This window comes from Blautia sp. ZXY-1-B12, assembly GCF_056339915.1.
The window spans coordinates 1-16884 of the sequence record NZ_JBWJVP010000208.1 but is presented as its reverse complement, the minus strand read 5'-3'; the positions used below and the strand labels follow the sequence as shown (position 1 = coordinate 16884).

Below are 16884 nucleotides of genomic sequence, written 5' to 3'. Positions count from 1 at the left end.
CCAATCTCCTCTACAATTTCATCCTGATTCTGACATGGGGCATAGCCCTTCAATGAACAGAATAATCTGCCCCGTCCCTTTGTATAGGAGGTTACCTGTGTCTGATAATCTCGCATCATTGATACAGGTGCACTCCCCTTCAATACCATCATATCATCCTCATCCGTTTCCGGCTGCTGGAAGGTTCCATTCATTTTCTGAATGTCAGTCATAGCACGCCCTATCATATCCCCCGGAATCTCAAGTCTGAACTCATAATATGGCTCAAGCAGGACACTCTTTGCTTTCTTTAATCCCTGACGCACAGCCCTGTACGTCGCCTGCCGGAAATCGCCGCCCTCTGTATGTTTCAGATGAGCTCGCCCTGTGATCAGTGTAATCTGCATATCCGTAATCGGAGAACCGGTCAGTACTCCCGGGTGCTCCCGTTCTTCCAGATGAGTCAGAATCAGACGCTGCCAGTTACGGTCCAGCACATCCTCACTGCATGCAGTAAAAAACTGCAGACCGCTTCCCGGTTCTCCGGGTTCCAGAAGCAAGTGTACTTCTGCATAATGACGCAGCGGTTCAAAATGGCCTACACCTTCTACCGGCTCTGCGATTGTTTCTTTATATACGATATTTCCTGTGCCAAACTCTACTGCTACGTGGAAACGCTCCCAGATCAGATGCTTTAATATCTCAATCTGAACCTCACCCATCAGCATGGCATGGATTTCTCCAAGCTGTTCGTTCCATACAATGTGAAGTTCCGGTTCCTCCTCTTCCAACTCTTTGAGTTTCTTAAGCATCTGGTGAACATCACAGTCCTCAGGAAGCAGAATTCTGTAATTTAATACAGGTTCCAGAACCGGCATCTCAGATTCCCGTTCAATCCCAAATCCCTGTCCCGGATGTGTCTGGGAAAGGCCGGTCACTGCACAGATAGTTCCTGCAGGAGCTTCCTTTGCAAGCTCAAATTTCGCACCGGAATAGATACGGATCTGATCCGCTTTCTCTGTATCTGTGAGAAGTTCCTTCACCTTCAATGTTCCACCTGTGATTTTCATATAGCTTAAACGATTGCCCTGATCGTCTCTGGCAATCTTGAATACTTTTGCCCCGAACTCAGATGGATATGTCGGTGTCTCGCAGTATTTTTCCAAACCATGGAGAAATTCTTCTACACCTGTCATTTTTAGCGCAGAGCCAAAGAAACATGGAAAAAGTTTTCGCTCTTTGATTACTTTTCGGATATCTGATGTTGATATTTCCTCTGTTTCCAGATATTTTTCAAGCAGTTCTTCATCGCAGACGGAAATATCTTCCAGAAACCGAGACTGCAGATCTGATATTTCATCTTCTGCTTTCTCTGCTGTTTCGTCAGTACTATTTTCTATTCCACTTGTGTTTTCCCAGGTGAAATCAGCGCAATTATCACTTAATCGCTTCTTTAATTCTGCCAGAAGTTTCTCTTTATCAGTTCCGTCCTGATCCATTTTATTGATAAACAGGAACGTCGGAATCTGGTATCTTGCCAGAAGTCTCCATAAGGTCATAGTATGCCCCTGCACACCATCCGCTCCATTTATCACAAGAATCGCATAATCCAGAACCTGCAGTGTCCTCTCCATTTCCGCCGAGAAATCCACATGCCCCGGCGTATCTAGCAGAGTTATCCCCCTGTTTCCCAATTCAAACTCCGCCTGCTTGGAAAAAATCGTAATTCCACGCTCCCGCTCCAGGTTATAGGTGTCAAGATACGCATCCTTATGATCCACACGCCCCAGCTTACGGATTTTTCCCGTTAAATATAAAATCCCCTCCGACAACGTAGTCTTACCTGCATCTACGTGGGCAAGGATACCAATGACAAGTTTCTCCATAGTATATTTAAAAGCTCCTTTTTCTTTATAAATTGATGTATACGTATTGGCTTAAATAAAATTAATCATTTGTATCAATTAAATAACTATTTTAACATAAGAATCTATATAATTCCAATATGGTTCTACTTTAATGGGATTTCTTTAACCGTTTCCATAAGTGCATCAATCTTTACATTCCAATATGGTTCTACTTTAATTCGTAGTCTTTCGCCGCCAGAGATCGTGGAGAATACAGCTTTACATTCCAATATGGTTCTACTTTAATCCATAGCTGTCAGTTCCGCATATTTTTTATGCTTATTTGCTCATTTTTGTCGACTTCACTATATCTGTTCTATTTTCCCATTCATTTTATCATGTTTTTCATCAAAAAACCACTCATTCCCTTTGTTTACATACCATTGTCGACCTCTTCGCATTTTTATTTTATCGAACATCGACAGAATTTTTCATTATTAATCTACATCATCTGCAAATTCAATTCTATAATATCCCATTTCATCATATCGACATTGCATATGCAATAGTTTTTATTATTAAGTATAATTTTATAATACTTGGTTTATATTTGTTTTTTTATTTCTTGCACTTGTTTACTGATTTGTTATATACTTTAATTGTATCTGTTGTTCCACATTGGAATTTCTCATTGCCAAAGTTAAACAGGTATCTATATCTTTAACTGGCATCATTGGAGTAACAGAAAAGAGCGCGCATGGCAAATGCACGCTCTTTTCTGTTACTCCACCTTTATATCCATTTTTTCATTCACCCATCCTCTGATAGTTTCTTCACTTTCGCAAAGAATCCTGGCTACCTTTTCAATTGAATCTCCCTCTTTAAAAAGGGAATTTGCAATTTTACGTTTTTCCTCTTCTCGTCCAATCTTTATCCCATCATTTTTTCCAGCTTCATACTCAGCTTTCCGAAGTTTCCTTTTTTCCTCTTCCTCATTGTATTCAAATATACTCATAGCGACTACCTCCGCTCGATTCTTTTGCAGAAATTCTTTGAGAATTCCCTCCTGAATGCTTTCGCTCACTGCACGTTCTACTGCCGTATTCAGTTCCATTACATTAGAATATCTGCGTACTTTATCAACATACTGAGCATATTCTCTTAGCGTCCGGCATTCTTCCATTAGTTTTTTATTATGCCCTACATTGATATTTAATGTGATGACCTTTAGTTCAAGATTTGGTTCTCCTGACATATTTTCATACGATTCTGACAGATAATCTACCCACTTATCTTCTTTTTTCTCTGTTCCATTATAAAATACGATAAAATTCGGTGTGGGTATTCTCAGTCTTGTTGAGGTATACAAGGACTTCCAATCCACCATTTTCTGATATTCGCTGGAAATGTAGAATAAGTCTCTCAAAGGCATGTTCGGGTTATACGTAGACTGATGTTCATACAGAAACAGATTCGTATTTATAATAAACGCCAGATCATTCTTCATTCCCATATAGATTGCGTTCTCAAGTGTCACAATCTCTAATTGAGCTGCATCTGTATAGGAAGTTCCATTGATTGCATTATACAGCGACAACAGATTCTTTCTGTCTGAAAACAGCATACGGAATACTGTATCTTTGTACTTACGGTTTACAGTTGCTGTGTTGCCTTTCAATCGGTTTCTTTTCACAATAATTTTTTTGTTCTTTCTTTTTGCCATTGGCAATACCTCCTGTTTTCCGCAGGAGTCAAAGAACATTTTGTGCTATTCTTATCACTTCTCAGCTCCTGCTTTTCATAATTAACTGGAATTAAAAGCATGGATTTCTGAATTGAGATTAGAATAATCAGACGGCAAAAATGCCTTGAAATATAAGAGAAATATGCTTTATACTTATGTTAGCATTACTTACTCTTATTTTCAAGGCATTTTATATTCTTTTTATTTTATAAATTGTATGGAAGTTACTGTTCACACGCCACTGTCCCGCGAGGTGTTTTGGCATGAATATGCCAAAATCCCGAGACATACAAGCCAAAATTCCATTGCCGCAGGCAATCTGGAATGAATTTTGGCTACTTTACTGTGAACGGAGTGAACAGTAACGTATGGAAACTTTTTTATTCCTTATGTGTCCCTCTGACTACTTTGATTCCACGTTCTTCTATCATATTGCAGATCTGTGTCATCCTTGGACATTCATGCTTTCCATCCGGGAGACGACAGACACCAACGTGGATGGCACTGATTTTTTCACTGACCAGTCTGTCTATCTTTTCCAGGATTCCTTTGTCTTCTATGGGTTCTATCAGGTTGGCGCCTTTGCATCCGTTACAGGTCATCATTGCTGCCAGACAGGTATCTTCCGGATAATCCTGAAAGAAATCGGTTCTGTTCTGAAATGCTGCCAGGCATCCAACTCTGGCGCATACATTATTAGAATGAATACACATCAAAATTCCTATTTTATTCATCTTTTTCCTCCATATATAGCAGGCCAGAGTCAAAAATTTTCCTGACTCTGGCCTGTCAATACTCAAACATTCGAAATCCTCTGATTTACTACGTAAATTGCTACTTTCTCATGTTTGACGAGTCCCAAGCTCCAAAGTCTTATCGTGCAAGCACGAACGACTTTCTGACCTTTTGACCCTGATATCATATTATAAAAATAAAATATGCATCTTCCCGCGGCTGTCATTTACCACTTCCGAATCTACCTGGTAAATCCTTTTGATCAGCTCCGGAGTGAGTACTTCCTGTGGAGTTCCATATCCTTCCAGCACACCATCTTTCAATACATAAATCTTATCGCAGTATGCCGCCGCAATATTCAGGTCATGGATAGCTGATATTACAGTTACGTTAAGTTTCTTTACCAGTTCCATCAGCATGATCTGATGTGTGATATCCAGATGGTTAGTCGGCTCATCAAGGATCAGTGCAGGTGTCTGCTGTGCAAGTGCTCTTGCCAGAATAACCCTCTGCTGCTCTCCACCTGACAACGTAGAAAATGTGCGATCCGCAAATGCATCCATCTGTACCGTTTTCAGTGCTTCTTCAACAATCCGGTAATCTTTTGCATTATCCCGTTCCAATGCTTTCTTATGAGGTGCACGTCCCATCAACACGACTTCCCGTACGGTAAAATCAAAGTTGTAGTAATTGTGCTGTGCCACAACTGCCATTTTTCTGGCGGAGCTTTTTACGCTCATGGAATGGAGTTCTTCGCCGTCCAGATAAACGGCACCTGCATCTGGCTTCAGGATACGGTAGATGCATTTTAATAATGTAGATTTTCCGCTTCCGTTTGGTCCGATGATCCCTACCAGTTCCTTATCCTTTGACTCTATGGAAATTCCCTTCAGTATCTGTCTGGCGTGAAATCCAACCTGAATATCTTCTGTAGTGATTTTCATTACTTACTACCTCCAAATCCATAGGATTTCCGCACAAGCAGATAAATAAAGCATGGAGCACCGATAATGGATACCAGCACACCGATCGGCATCTCAGAATTCTTCAGGATCACACGACATGCCACATCACACCAGATCAGGAATGATGCACCAAGCAGTGCACTTAATGGCAGTAATCTTCTGTGGCCTGTTCCAAACAGGATTCTGATCACATGAGGGATCACAAGTCCTACAAAGCCGATCACACCCGCACAATATACTGCAAACCCAATCATTACAGAAGCAACGATCAGATAAAAAGTTCTCAGCTTGTGCAAATCAGTTCCCAGTGTGATCGATACATCATCTCCTAACAGCATCAGATTCAGATTACGATATTGCGTCCAGAAAATAATTACACAGATCAATGTAACAGGAAGCATTACACCTACTCTGCTCCAGCTTGCGCCTGCAAGGCTTCCCATCGTCCACTTCATTACTTCTGTTGCTGCATTTTTGTCATTGGTGATATAGATAACAAAATTGGAAAAAGCAGAACATACCGCACTGACAGCCATTCCGGCAAGGATCAGTTTGGCAGAAGTAGCTTTTCCGCCCATGTTTGCAATGGCAATTACTGCAAAAGAAGTGACCATTGCACCAATAAATGCAGTAACACCAACTGAATTTCCACTGAGAAATCCACCAACTCCAAGCATGATCGCCAGTGTTGCACCAAGGGATGCACCGGATGAAATACCAAGTACATACGGATCTGCCAGTGGGTTCTGGACAATTGCCTGCATAACTACGCCACAGACGGAAAGAGCCATTCCAACTGCCAGAGCCAGCAGGACTCTGGGCAGCCGGATCAACCACACAACATCGTGAACTGCGCCTTCTGCATAGGCGGACAGGCTTTTGATATGAAACAATTTATATGCAATGACACTGTAAACATCTTTCAGTGACAGATCTGCATTTCCAAAAGTGATTGCTGCAAGAATGGAAAAAATCAAAAATGCCGCAAGCCCGATAAGAACTGCCACATACATGGATGTCCTGAGCACACTGCCTTTTTTTGTCTGTGAAACCTGTTCTTTCACTGTTATGTCCTCAATCAGTCAAGATTCACATCCGGATATAATCCTTTTGCGAAAGTTTCAATACCATCCTGTGTACGTGTTGCACTTGCGTACATTTCACTGAGCATGATCGGATAAACACGACCGTTCTTTACAGCGTCAAGGCTCTGAAGTGCTTCGTCATCCTTGATAACGGCAAGCTGGCTTTCTTTTACAGTTTCCGGATCATCACCTGCATATGGCATGTATACAACAAAAATCACATCAGGGTTTGCCGCAATGATATCTTCTTTTCCTGCTGTAGAAGCATCCGGGTTTGCCAGAGTCGCACCCAGTTGTGTTACCATATCTCCACCAAGGCTCTTTGCACCATAGTTTGTGATATCTTCTCCAAGAGGTTCCAGAACCATTACGCTTGGTTTCTCTTCTACATCTGCTGTTGCTGTAAGAGTTTTATCGATCACTGCCTTTGCATCATCTACGATTGCCTGTGCTTTGTCCTGTACATCAAAAATCTTTCCAAGATTTAAGATGTCTGTAAATTCATTTTCCAGAGTTCTGTCTCCGTCAGGGCGTGTGTTTGTGTTGTAATAAGTGTTGCAGCCTTTGTCGATCCAGTCTGTTACATTTCCGAGATTTTTATCAGAAAACAGGGAACTCCAGGATAAGATCATGTCTGGCTCCAACATCGTTACAGTCTCAAGGGATGGAGTAAATTCATCAAGATAATTTGTTTTTGAAAATGCATCTTTAAGTTCATCCGGAACTTCATTGTCAAGACCTGCAGTAGCTACCAGACGGTCTTCCAGGCCAAGTGCAAGCATGGTTTCAATGCTTCCCTGATATACAGCAAGAACTTTCTCCGGTGCCTTTTCATAGGTTGTTTCGATTTCATTTCCATCATAATCATAGGTTGTGATGGTCAGAGGATATTCTGTCTTTGTACCTTCTGCGTCTGCTGTCTTATCTGCATCTGCTGAATCCTGTGCGTCTGCATCTTCCTGTGTATCAGAGTCTGCATCTGCTGCCGGCTGATTGTCCTCTTTGATTGTCTCAGAGTCTGCTCTCTCTGCTGCAAAAGCTGCCGGAGCTGCGGAAACTGCCATAGCTGCTGCCATCATAATTGCCATGATTCTTGTGGATAAATACCTGTTTTTCATTTGACTTCCTCTCTTTTCGTATATGTTATTTACCTGTTCGTGTAACCGAAAAGATGGGACTTCAGAAAAAGTAAAATAGAAGTGATAAGAATAACGGATACTTTTTACGGAAGCTCCTTCTTTACGCTGTCAGGCAGGTTTCCTGACTCACAGATCACAGAAAGTTCCCATAAAATAAAAACTGATACAACATCCATGCTTCAGCAGTTCATGAATGTTGTATCAGAAATATTTCCAAATACTCTCTGACAGCCGGATTCCGCCTTCTCACATATTTATGCAATGACATATTACAATCCCGCTTTTTTTCTGTATACAGTGGCCGCAACCGTTCAGGCATTTCACCTGATTCCCTCTCACATTATCATACACAAAATCTGCGTATGATAATGTTCACTTAACAGCTATTCAATTACGCTGATATAATTTTAGCACACTGCTTTTATAATTACAACCATATTCGAGACACATCAGAATTCTTTCTTCTCCATAAGCCGGACACCAATCCAAAAAGATCCCATATATACAATTACTGTAAATAATACAACTCCGGCCAATACCATTCCCCGGTTAAGTCCATTCAGCCATGCATCGACTGCGTCTGCTGAAAGTCCCATTGTTTTTATCAGAGCATAAACTACGGCAATTATAATAGCCCACATGACCATTGCAATATAACGTCCTTTTTCTGCTCCAAAATGTATTACAAGCGGGAGCGATACTGACAACATAAGAAGCGCCAGTGGAATGTATATCAGAGTGCCAATAATTTTCTCACTCAGGCACCCCTGAAGCTCTGCCACACCTTTACAGATCACTCCCGTTATTGCTTCAATTCCCCACGCTGCAGCCGTAAGCCCTGCTCCCAGCAGATATTTCTCCGCCACATACTGTTTTCTGGTAACCGGCAAGGTCATAAGAAATGCAAGACCATTATCAAACTCATCATAACTTATAGTCGTAATGGCAAAAATTGCTGTGACAAACGTAAAATATCCTATAGCAAAACTGACGCTCCCGCTTCCTGCCAGATTCAGGATGACTCCCATTACAATAACCAGGATAAAATACTGTTTCTGCTGTTTCATCAGTTCTATATCCTTTACAAATAATCCCTTCATACCTGTTCCTCCATCATCACTACCAGATCATCAATCTTTCCATTCTCAATTACAACATCCGGATAATTTTCCATATAAAATTGTTTCTGGTTTGTCAGACACCTGTATCCATAAGCTTCTTTCCGGATCTTAATAAGGTATTGCTGATCCAGTTTTTCGTACTCTTCTTCTGAAACTTTAAGAACTGCATAATCTGACAGCAGTACATCTGTATCCTCATGAAGGATAATTTTTCCGGCATGGATCATATAAAAATCGTCACAAAGACTCTCCAGATCTGATGAAATATGCGAACTGATCAGAATAGAACTGCTTTCATTTTCTTCCATATATTCTCTCAGCATGTTCAGCACCTCATCCCTGGCTATCACATCCAGACCAACTGTGGGCTCATCCAGAATCAGCAATTCTGCCTTATGGCTTAATGCTGCCAGTACTTTAAACTTTGCTTTCATACCAGTGGAAAATTCTTTGATTTTCTTGTCTGTGGGCAGATTGAATCTTCTGCACTGCTGCAGAAATTCCTCTCTGTCAAAATCTGGATATATGCTTTTCATAATATTTGCCACGCCCGCTACTGTCAGATACATACTGAAGCCTGAATCTGCAAAAACAACTCCCAGTTTCTGCTTATCCTCCGGCTTAAGCTCTTCTGCCTTTTTCCCAAAGACCTCTATCTCTCCGCCATCCGGATGAATCAGGCCAAGCAAAGCCTTAAATGTGGTGGATTTCCCGGAACCATTTCTTCCAATAAGTCCTGTAATCATCCCAGGCTGTACTTCCATAGAACAGTCCAGCGAAAAACCTCTGTAATTTTTCTGCAAATGACTGATTTTCAACATGTCTTAGTCCTCCATGATCATTTCAAAAAGATTTCTGATTTCCTCATCGTTCAGTCCACATCTTCTGCCCTTCATGATTGCCTGCTCCAGATCATGTTCTACTTCTTTGAGCTGTTCTTCCCTCATCAGGTTTTTATTTGTGGCTGCAACGTAGGTTCCTTTTCCATGAACAGTGACGGTAAATCCCTCTTCTTCCAGGTTGTCGTAGGCTTTCTTCACAGTCAGGGCACTGATCTTCAGTTCCTTTGACAGACTGCGTACTGAAGGTAATACAGTGTCCGGCTGTAACTCTCCTCTGATAATCGCAGACTTAATCTGGTCTATGATCTGTTCATAAATAGGTACCATGGATGAATTATTGATTATTATATGCATATGTTTCTCCTCCATCTACAAACAGTATATAACAGTATATAACTGTTGTCAACTGTTTTATACTGTTATACTTTATATTTTATCCAGTATTCCTACTGTTCACTGATAACCTCTCACTTTGCTCAATTACGATCAGTGCTACCGATGCACGATACTCTTATAATAATTTTTATAAATAATCAGTTATTTCCCTCTAAGTACTAGAGCGTGTCTGAAAAATCATTCCCGCAATCTGCACGCCCCACTTTGCGGGATATTTCACCCGAATTCAGTTGCCGTAGCCCACTACGGCGCCCTCATCCGGGCAAAATATACCACAAATTGTGACGCACATCTTGCAGAAAGCCTTTTTCAGACACGCTCTAATCTATGTTTAATTTTATAGTCTGGCAAATATATAAAAAAGATATGTTCAACAGTAGATTTGTCTGAACATATCTTTCTTTTTATGTATCTTTCTATATTTGTATTTATATCAAACGGATAAAATAATAATCAAATAAGTGATTAGCAGTTGAATTGAGTCCGGCGGATATCTGCAATCTGATCTACTCTGCCAAATACGCCTTCAGTTTCTCCATATCAGCTTTCATCACTCTCCGTCCCACCTCATAAATCTCCTTTAAATGGGCGGGATCACGCTCAACCGGTTTGGCACTGATGTCTCTGTCCGGGCGGATAACATGGATCCTGCCCTCTTTTTCCAGATATGCGATTTTATCCAGCATACGGTTATACTGAATATGACGTTCATCCAGAAGCTTTACAAGCTCCGGATACTCCCTGAACTTCAGTCTGAGCAGTGGCATCAGCTTATTATGTTCTTTTCTGTATCCCGGATGACGGGTACATACTACCACATTTTTCTCATAACCCTGTGAAAGCATCCAGTTTACAGGAATCGGATCTGAGATACCACCGTCCAGATACATTCTTCCATTCAGCTTTACCGGTCTGGCAGCCAGTGGCAGGGAAGCTGATGCGCGCATCCATTCCACATCCAGCCTGTCTCCCATTCTGCATTCCTGATAGCAGGGTTTCCCTGTTTCAATATCTGTGCATACAACCGTAAACTTCATGGGTGATCTGGCAAATGTCTCTGTGTCAAAAACATCCAGCTTCCAGGGCACCTCCCCATATGCAAAATCTTTACTGTAAAGATCGCCGGTAGTGATCCAGCTTTTCAATCCCATATATCGTTTATCCTTGCAGAATCTGGTATTATAACGAAGGGTTCGTCCAATCTGGCGGGACTTATAATTACATCCAAAAATTGCACCGGCGGAAACGCCAACTGTAGAATCTGCATAAATCCCCTGCTCCATCAGCTCATCCAGAACTCCGGCTGTATACAGTCCCCGCATACCTCCACCTTCCAGAACCATTCCGAGGCCTTTCTTTTTATTGTCTTCCATAGCTATTCTCACTTTTCACTTTCTTTCACATATTCATTTCGGATTGCAAATCCATGATCCATAGGGCCACTTCCCTTTCCCAGGTCAAGCATTGCCGCCAGTGCTCCTGAAATATACTGTTTGGAACGTTTTACAGCAGTCTGCAGGTCATATCCCTTTGCAAGATTGGAAGCAATGGCACTGCTCAACGTACAGCCTGTTCCATGTGTGTTTGGATTATCGATACGCTTTCCTTCAAACCAGCAATATTTTCCATCATAGTAAAGCAGATCATTTGCATCATTAATGCTGTGTCCGCCTTTGCAAAGTACTGCACAATGATATGTCTCAGAAATCTTTCCGGCAGCCTCTATCATTTCCTCTGCATTGGTCACTGACATTTCAACCAGAACCTCTGCCTCCGGAATATTCGGAGTAAGCACATCAGCCAGTGGAAACAGTTCCTGCTTCAATATCTCCACTGCATCATCACTGATCAGCTTGGCACCGCTTGTTGCAACCATAACAGGATCCACAACAATGTTTTCCGCTTTATATTGTTTCAGTTTCTCTGCTATTACATGAATCAGATCTTTATCTGATACCATTCCGATTTTTACCGCATCCGGATAAATATCCTGAAAAACAGAATCCAATTCCTGCCCCAGAAATTCCGGTGTTACATTTAATATTGCCTGTACACCGGTTGTATTCTGTGCAGTTAATGCGGTAATGGCACTCATTGCATATACACCATTTGTGATCATTGTCTTAATATCTGCCTGGATTCCGGCGCCTCCGCTGGAATCACTTCCTGCGATCGTCAGTGCAGTTCTCATAATTGTCTTCCTCTCATTTCTGCTATCATACAATCTTATCTACTGCCTCTTTCAGTTCTTCTGCTGCTTCTTTAATGTTATTTTGAGCATAAATGGCACTGATCACTGCCACACCGCAAATCCCTGTTCCCTTTAGCTGAGATATATTTTCTGCTGTGATCCCCCCGATTGCCACCACAGGGATAGATACCGCTTCACAGATTGCCTTCAGTGTTTCATGGGGAAGTTCTGCCGCATCTGCTTTTGAACCGGTTGCAAATACTGCACCCACCCCCAGATAATCTGCACCACGCTCCTGTGCAAGCAATGCCTGCTCTACCGTTCGTGCCGAAACTCCCAGGATTTTATCCGGTCCAAGTTTCTCACGCACAGCACCTGCTTCCATATCACTCTGCCCTACATGAACACCATCTGCATTCATCTTCAAAGCAATTTCCACATTGTCATTTATGATCAGAGGTACCTTATAATCTCTGCATAATTTCTGAAGTTCAGCTGCTTCCTGCAGGAAAGTTTCATCATCTGAATTTTTATCCCTGAGCTGCAGAAAGGTTACGCCTCCATCCAGACTCTCCTTTACCACTTCCCTAAGGCTCCGCCCATTAAGCCAGTGACGGTCCGTTATTGCGTATAAGCGCATTTTCTCTTTATCGAACTTCATGTTTCACTCCTCTTTTCTACTCTTATCTATAGCAATTTATCCCAAAAGTTCTGCTGCAACTTTCTCCAACTCATCTCTGATCTTAATATGCTGCGAACATACTTCTTCGCACTTACCACATTTCACACATTCATTGGCAGATTTCCTGCCATGCTTGCCTGCCAGCCATTCTTCCTGGTGAACTGTGCAGTTGCTTCTTCTCTTGTCTTGCAGTTGATCCATGCTGCATTCTTTGTAAAAAGAGTCATATATTTTTTACATACTGATAATTCCCAAAACGTTTGCAATAGAACTCAGCAAAATAATGATCAGGCAAATCGGTGCAAAGTATTTGATAAATACCCTGTACAGTTTCTTTCTGCGGAATGGAGAAGACTGTTCAATTTCTTTTACCATTCCATCAATACCAACAACACGAAGAATCAGAATACAGGTTGCAAGTGCTGCCAACGGCATCATTACTGAGTTTGTCATAAAATCGAAGAAATCAAGGAAGTTCATTCCAAAGATACGAATGAAATCCAGAAGTCCATATCCCATGGAAGATGCGGTTCCAAGTACAATCATGATCACAACCATCAGACCGCAGCATTTCTTACGGCTCCAGTGAAGTTCGTCCATGAATGTGGAAACACTGGTTTCCATCAGGGAAACTGCACTTGTCAGAGCTGCAAGTAATACAAGTATGAAGAATACGATTCCTGTTGCAGTACCAAATCCCATACTTGCAAATACTTTTGGCAATGTGATAAACATCAGAGATGGTCCTGCCTGAAGTGTTTCAGGATTTCCACCGGAGAATGAAAATACCGCCGGGATGATCATCAGACCTGCAAGGATTGCGATACCTGTATCGAAAACCTCAACCTGTGTGGTAGATCTCTCGATATCCATATCTTTACGGACATAGGAACCGTAAGTATACAGGATTCCCATTGCAATGGACAAAGAATAAAACATCTGTCCCATCGCTGCTACTACTGTCATCCAGGAGAAATTTTTCACATTCGGGATCAGGAAATATTTCACACCTTCAACAGCGCCCGGACGTGTGACAGAATAGATTGTAACTACGACTGCCAGAACTACCAGAACCGGCATCATGATCTTTGACATTCTCTCTACACCGTTCTGTACACCACCGAGAATGATGATGAATACAAGCGCCGCAAATACCAGAAACCAGAGTTCCACCTGCCAGGAATCGGAAATAAAGTTTCCAAAATATCCGTCTTCTGCTACTGCCTGGACATTTCCTTTGAAGTATTCCACAAGATACTTAATTACCCATCCGCCAATCGTACTGTAATAAGGAACGATCAGCATTGGAATCACTGCATTTAACCATCCGCCGATTTTGAATGATTTCGTTTTTCCAAAATGCTCAAATGCACCTACCGGACTCTTTCTGGTCATTCGTCCAAGAGCTGTTTCTGACATGATCAGCACATAACCAAATGATGCAGTCAGAAGAATATAGATCAGCAGGAAAATTCCGCCTCCATATTTCGCTGCAAGATACGGAAATCTCCAGATATTTCCCAGTCCTACTGCAGAACCTGCAACTGCCAGCACATAACCAATCCTTCCGGAAAAGCTTCCTCTGTTATGGTTATGTGCAGAATTGTTTTCTTTTTTCATTATACACCTCACCTCGTTACAAAAACCTCCCATAGGATTTCTCCCATGGGAGGTCTGCTAGTTTTTTACTGATTCTATAGTATCAAAAAAATGCGGGAATGTCAAAGATTAATAATAATCACAGACTTAATTGTAACATATTTGTTACTGTTCACACACAATGTCATTAACTTAAGCAATTTGCCAATACTGCATTGATGAAAATATCAGCAGAAGGATTTGATTATGATAAAAAATGGGATATTGATGGATCAAGATACAACGTCTTACTAAAATTTAGGTATAACAAAAAGACAAAATCAATATTTAACATTGAAATTTGTCTAAAGATGAAATATAGTAATATATGAGTTAATGCTAATGTCTATAACAAAAACTCATCGGAAGTTTAAACCTATGCTGGCGGGCAAAGGTTCTTCCAGGTCTGATCGGCTCAATATTTTGAGCGATCAGACTTTCTACATTTATCTTTGTTATCCCATCGTGAATCCTTAAGAAATCCCTGCATGTTTTAAGTGCGGATGAATAATTCGCCTGATATTCATAAGCACGATCTTCCCGATCAACAGTTACATTTATGATTATGCTGGAACTGAAATTATATAGAATAACTCTTGCCCATACTTCCTGCACAATATAATCATATTTTTTTGAGTGAAACGCTTTCAGACACAGGGAATATTTTAAATCCCGGAAAGAGTTTTCCTCCTGCCATCTCAGATGATAAAGAGCTTTGAAATCTTCAGCTTTAAACTCTTCTTCTGGAAGATTCGTAGCAATGTTTTCATAAGAGCCATCATCAAGCTGTACGCGTAACAAACGTAAAGTAAGGTCATATTCCGTTCTTTGATCATTGAGATAATCCATCGGAGCATTCTGATAAATGTACCGGTATGAAGAGAATAGTTCAGGCCTGGAATATTTGCTTACAGCTTTAGACCTCGTCAGTATAAGAGAGATATCTTCATCAAAAGCTGGCAGGGTATCAACCGGGTATCCCATCATTCCGGAAGCTCTTTTATCGTTACATCGGATAAGGAAGTACTGCCCCTTTTCAATCACATGGGCAAAGTTGTTGTAAGAAGTATAACCTCTGTCCCCAAAGAAAATGACTTTGGAGTGTTCAGGGATATCTGCAGAATCAACCATGGAACAAAAAGCAGAATACTCATTCCGCTTTCGGGCAGGCTGGACTAAAATATCAGTAAAACGCTTATCAAGTAAAGAAAACATAGCATTGATATGGATCTGGTTAAATCCTCTGGTAGATTTACCATTTGGTTCAAAATAGGTATCCTTATCTTCAGAGTTAAGAAAAATATCACAGGAAGAACCATCACAGGCCCAGAATTCATATTTACCGTTATATAGTTTTTTAGGAAGTTTCCTGTTAAAAGCAAGAAGAAGATTCCGAAAAGCATCTTCCCTGATCTTTTTACGCTGTCTGTAAAAAGCCGCTTTGGAAGGTGCATCGATAGTACGTCCGAAAAAACGGTATAGTTCTTCCCTGATACAGTCAGCTTCCATAGTCAGAAACATCAGCATATAATCTTTAAAACCGAGTTTTCTGTTTCTGATAAAATCAACTCCGGGTTTGACAGCATATTTTTCGGGTGTTTTGGAAAGATCATTGATAGCAGCAAGTAAAATAGCTTTGATAGAATCTGAATAGTTCATAAATAAATACTCCTTTGATTAAGTAATTAAAAATAACAGTGCCTAATCAAAGGGCGTTATTACTGATTGATCAGTAATAACGCCGCATATTGAGGAGTATTTGTCAAGTAATATTTTAGAAAATATCAAGTAGGTATCAGAGAGATCATTGCCTGTTTAACAAGCAACAATCTCTTAAGTTAATGACATTGGTTCACACACCACTATCCCAGTATATATTTCAAGTATAGTCTTTCTGTACGCATTGTTCTATGATATAATAGTTGAGCTACCACCCCTAGACAGGTGCAGAAAGGGGGTGTGTTGTAAATGGATATGATCTTATCATTTATGCTTTCTATCTTGGCAAGTGTAATCGCCTACTACATTTGCAAATGGTTGGATAGAAAATAACAGCTGGTAGCCAGCCTGGGGGAATAAGCCACCCTGCCCAAACGGAATAAAAAAGCCTCAGAGGTCGCAACTCTGGGGCTTTTGCTGTGTTATAAATGAATTTAACCTTATCATTTTGCCTACTGGCATTATATCATATGCATTTTTTGTTTGCAATATACTCAATATACTTTTTCGAATCAAGTCAAACTTTTGGTTACTGTTCACTTCGTTCACAGTAACGTATTGGACGGTCTTTGGATCAACACCAGCATAGAGAAGATTGGTAATGTAAGTGTGCCGCAGGGTTCCCCCCAAGTCTTTGGCGGGCCGTGAGGAAGTATCTTTAAGCCCCCATGCAGTCATCGCGCCGAATCTGCCACAATCCGTTTTATGAAATCGTAGATTGCTCCGAAGAAGTCTTTTCATCACCTCCCTGACTGCTCCATCTTCGCGGCGTTTCATATTCGCTCGTACATGGGTTATGTA

15 protein-coding genes, 2 pseudogenes and 1 riboswitch are annotated in these 16884 nt (G+C 41.1%); of the genes and pseudogenes, 1 reads left to right on the top strand and 16 read right to left on the bottom strand.

Going from position 1 to position 16884, the window contains the following annotated elements; translation table 11 throughout:
* The 10 genes and pseudogenes from AC075L_RS13030 to AC075L_RS12985 form a co-directional block, all read right to left on the bottom strand.
* On the bottom strand, positions 1–1865 hold a 1865-nt coding region (locus tag AC075L_RS13030), incomplete at its 3' end, for a GTP-binding protein (protein ID WP_476387786.1).
* A 742-nt stretch (positions 1866–2607) separates the two neighbouring features.
* Positions 2608–3549 carry an RpnC/YadD family protein gene (locus AC075L_RS13025; RefSeq protein ID WP_118409299.1) on the bottom strand — a complete coding sequence of 314 codons (942 nt, stop codon included), beginning with the start codon at positions 3547–3549 and terminating at the stop codon, positions 2608–2610.
* A gap of 401 nt (positions 3550–3950) precedes the next feature.
* On the bottom strand, positions 3951–4304 hold the full coding sequence (locus AC075L_RS13020) for a CGGC domain-containing protein (protein ID WP_118409300.1): 354 nt from the start codon (positions 4302–4304) through the stop codon (positions 3951–3953).
* Positions 4305–4493: 189 nt separating this feature from the next.
* Positions 4494–5249 (bottom strand): ABC transporter ATP-binding protein, encoded by a 756-nt coding sequence (locus AC075L_RS13015; protein WP_008705921.1) that lies wholly within the window; start codon positions 5247–5249, stop codon positions 4494–4496.
* Complete coding sequence (locus AC075L_RS13010; protein WP_242857148.1) at positions 5249–6334, bottom strand: FecCD family ABC transporter permease; 1086 nt, start codon at positions 6332–6334, stop codon at positions 5249–5251. The genes AC075L_RS13015 and AC075L_RS13010 overlap by 1 nt, the downstream gene beginning before the upstream one ends.
* A gap of 14 nt (positions 6335–6348) precedes the next feature.
* Positions 6349–7473, bottom strand: coding sequence for an ABC transporter substrate-binding protein (locus AC075L_RS13005; protein WP_020993459.1), 1125 nt, complete (start codon positions 7471–7473; stop codon positions 6349–6351).
* Positions 7474–7588: 115 nt separating this feature from the next.
* Positions 7589–7865: riboswitch (cobalamin riboswitch) on the bottom strand.
* 78 nt (positions 7866–7943) lie between these two features.
* Positions 7944–8594 (bottom strand): ABC-2 transporter permease, encoded by a 651-nt coding sequence (locus tag AC075L_RS13000; protein ID WP_055054166.1) that lies wholly within the window; start codon positions 8592–8594, stop codon positions 7944–7946.
* Entirely contained in the window at positions 8591–9436 is an 846-nt protein-coding gene (locus AC075L_RS12995) for an ABC transporter ATP-binding protein (protein WP_055054167.1), read from the bottom strand. The genes AC075L_RS13000 and AC075L_RS12995 overlap by 4 nt, the downstream gene beginning before the upstream one ends.
* 3 nt (positions 9437–9439) lie before the next feature.
* On the bottom strand, positions 9440–9811 hold the full coding sequence (locus AC075L_RS12990; protein WP_008705927.1) for a GntR family transcriptional regulator: 372 nt from the start codon (positions 9809–9811) through the stop codon (positions 9440–9442).
* Between the two features lie 193 nt (positions 9812–10004).
* Positions 10005–10124: pseudogene (locus AC075L_RS12985) on the bottom strand (DUF6783 domain-containing protein).
* On the opposite strand from AC075L_RS12985, the pseudogene AC075L_RS12980 reads away from it, so the two are divergent.
* Positions 10083–10196 (top strand): annotated as a pseudogene (locus AC075L_RS12980) (DUF6783 domain-containing protein); the annotation flags it as partial. The pseudogenes AC075L_RS12985 and AC075L_RS12980 sit on opposite strands and share 42 nt — an antisense overlap.
* Positions 10197–10359: 163 nt before the next feature.
* Here AC075L_RS12980 and AC075L_RS12975 read toward each other — a convergent pair.
* From AC075L_RS12975 to AC075L_RS12950, 6 genes are all read right to left on the bottom strand, one after another.
* On the bottom strand, positions 10360–11226 hold the full coding sequence (locus AC075L_RS12975) for a patatin-like phospholipase family protein (protein ID WP_022380059.1): 867 nt from the start codon (positions 11224–11226) through the stop codon (positions 10360–10362).
* An 8-nt stretch (positions 11227–11234) separates the two neighbouring features.
* Positions 11235–12044: a bifunctional hydroxymethylpyrimidine kinase/phosphomethylpyrimidine kinase gene (gene thiD, locus AC075L_RS12970; RefSeq protein WP_008705936.1), complete on the bottom strand. Its 810-nt coding sequence runs from the start codon at positions 12042–12044 to the stop codon at positions 11235–11237.
* Positions 12045–12069: 25 nt separating this feature from the next.
* Positions 12070–12705 carry a thiamine phosphate synthase gene (gene thiE, locus AC075L_RS12965; protein WP_118409301.1) on the bottom strand — a complete coding sequence of 212 codons (636 nt, stop codon included), beginning with the start codon at positions 12703–12705 and terminating at the stop codon, positions 12070–12072.
* A 36-nt stretch (positions 12706–12741) separates the two neighbouring features.
* Entirely contained in the window at positions 12742–12927 is a 186-nt protein-coding gene (locus AC075L_RS12960) for a 4Fe-4S dicluster domain-containing protein (protein WP_081017145.1), read from the bottom strand.
* A 33-nt stretch (positions 12928–12960) separates the two neighbouring features.
* A complete protein-coding gene (locus AC075L_RS12955) occupies positions 12961–14346 on the bottom strand; it encodes a sodium-dependent transporter (RefSeq protein ID WP_055060318.1) in 1386 nt (461 codons plus the stop codon).
* 357 nt (positions 14347–14703) lie between these two features.
* Complete coding sequence (locus AC075L_RS12950) at positions 14704–16023, bottom strand: IS4 family transposase (RefSeq protein ID WP_118521515.1); 1320 nt, start codon at positions 16021–16023, stop codon at positions 14704–14706.
* Positions 16024–16884: the final 861 nt, after the last annotated feature.

Bases quoted from the DNA above. Each gene is read 5' to 3' on its own strand.
- AC075L_RS13025 (WP_118409299.1), bottom strand. From the start codon at position 3,549: ATGGCAAAAAGAAAGAACAAAAAAATTATTGTGAAAAGAAACCGATTG.
- AC075L_RS13020 (WP_118409300.1), bottom strand. From the start codon at position 4,304: ATGAATAAAATAGGAATTTTGATGTGTATTCATTCTAATAATGTATGC.
- AC075L_RS13015 (WP_008705921.1), bottom strand. From the start codon at position 5,249: ATGAAAATCACTACAGAAGATATTCAGGTTGGATTTCACGCCAGACAG.
- AC075L_RS13005 (WP_020993459.1), bottom strand. From the start codon at position 7,473: ATGAAAAACAGGTATTTATCCACAAGAATCATGGCAATTATGATGGCA.
- AC075L_RS13000 (WP_055054166.1), bottom strand. From the start codon at position 8,594: ATGAAGGGATTATTTGTAAAGGATATAGAACTGATGAAACAGCAGAAA.
- AC075L_RS12995 (WP_055054167.1), bottom strand. From the start codon at position 9,436: ATGTTGAAAATCAGTCATTTGCAGAAAAATTACAGAGGTTTTTCGCTG.
- AC075L_RS12990 (WP_008705927.1), bottom strand. From the start codon at position 9,811: ATGCATATAATAATCAATAATTCATCCATGGTACCTATTTATGAACAG.
- AC075L_RS12975 (WP_022380059.1), bottom strand. From the start codon at position 11,226: ATGGAAGACAATAAAAAGAAAGGCCTCGGAATGGTTCTGGAAGGTGGA.
- thiD (WP_008705936.1), bottom strand. From the start codon at position 12,044: ATGAGAACTGCACTGACGATCGCAGGAAGTGATTCCAGCGGAGGCGCC.
- thiE (WP_118409301.1), bottom strand. From the start codon at position 12,705: ATGAAGTTCGATAAAGAGAAAATGCGCTTATACGCAATAACGGACCGT.
- AC075L_RS12960 (WP_081017145.1), bottom strand. From the start codon at position 12,927: ATGGATCAACTGCAAGACAAGAGAAGAAGCAACTGCACAGTTCACCAG.
- AC075L_RS12955 (WP_055060318.1), bottom strand. From the start codon at position 14,346: ATGAAAAAAGAAAACAATTCTGCACATAACCATAACAGAGGAAGCTTT.
- AC075L_RS12950 (WP_118521515.1), bottom strand. From the start codon at position 16,023: ATGAACTATTCAGATTCTATCAAAGCTATTTTACTTGCTGCTATCAAT.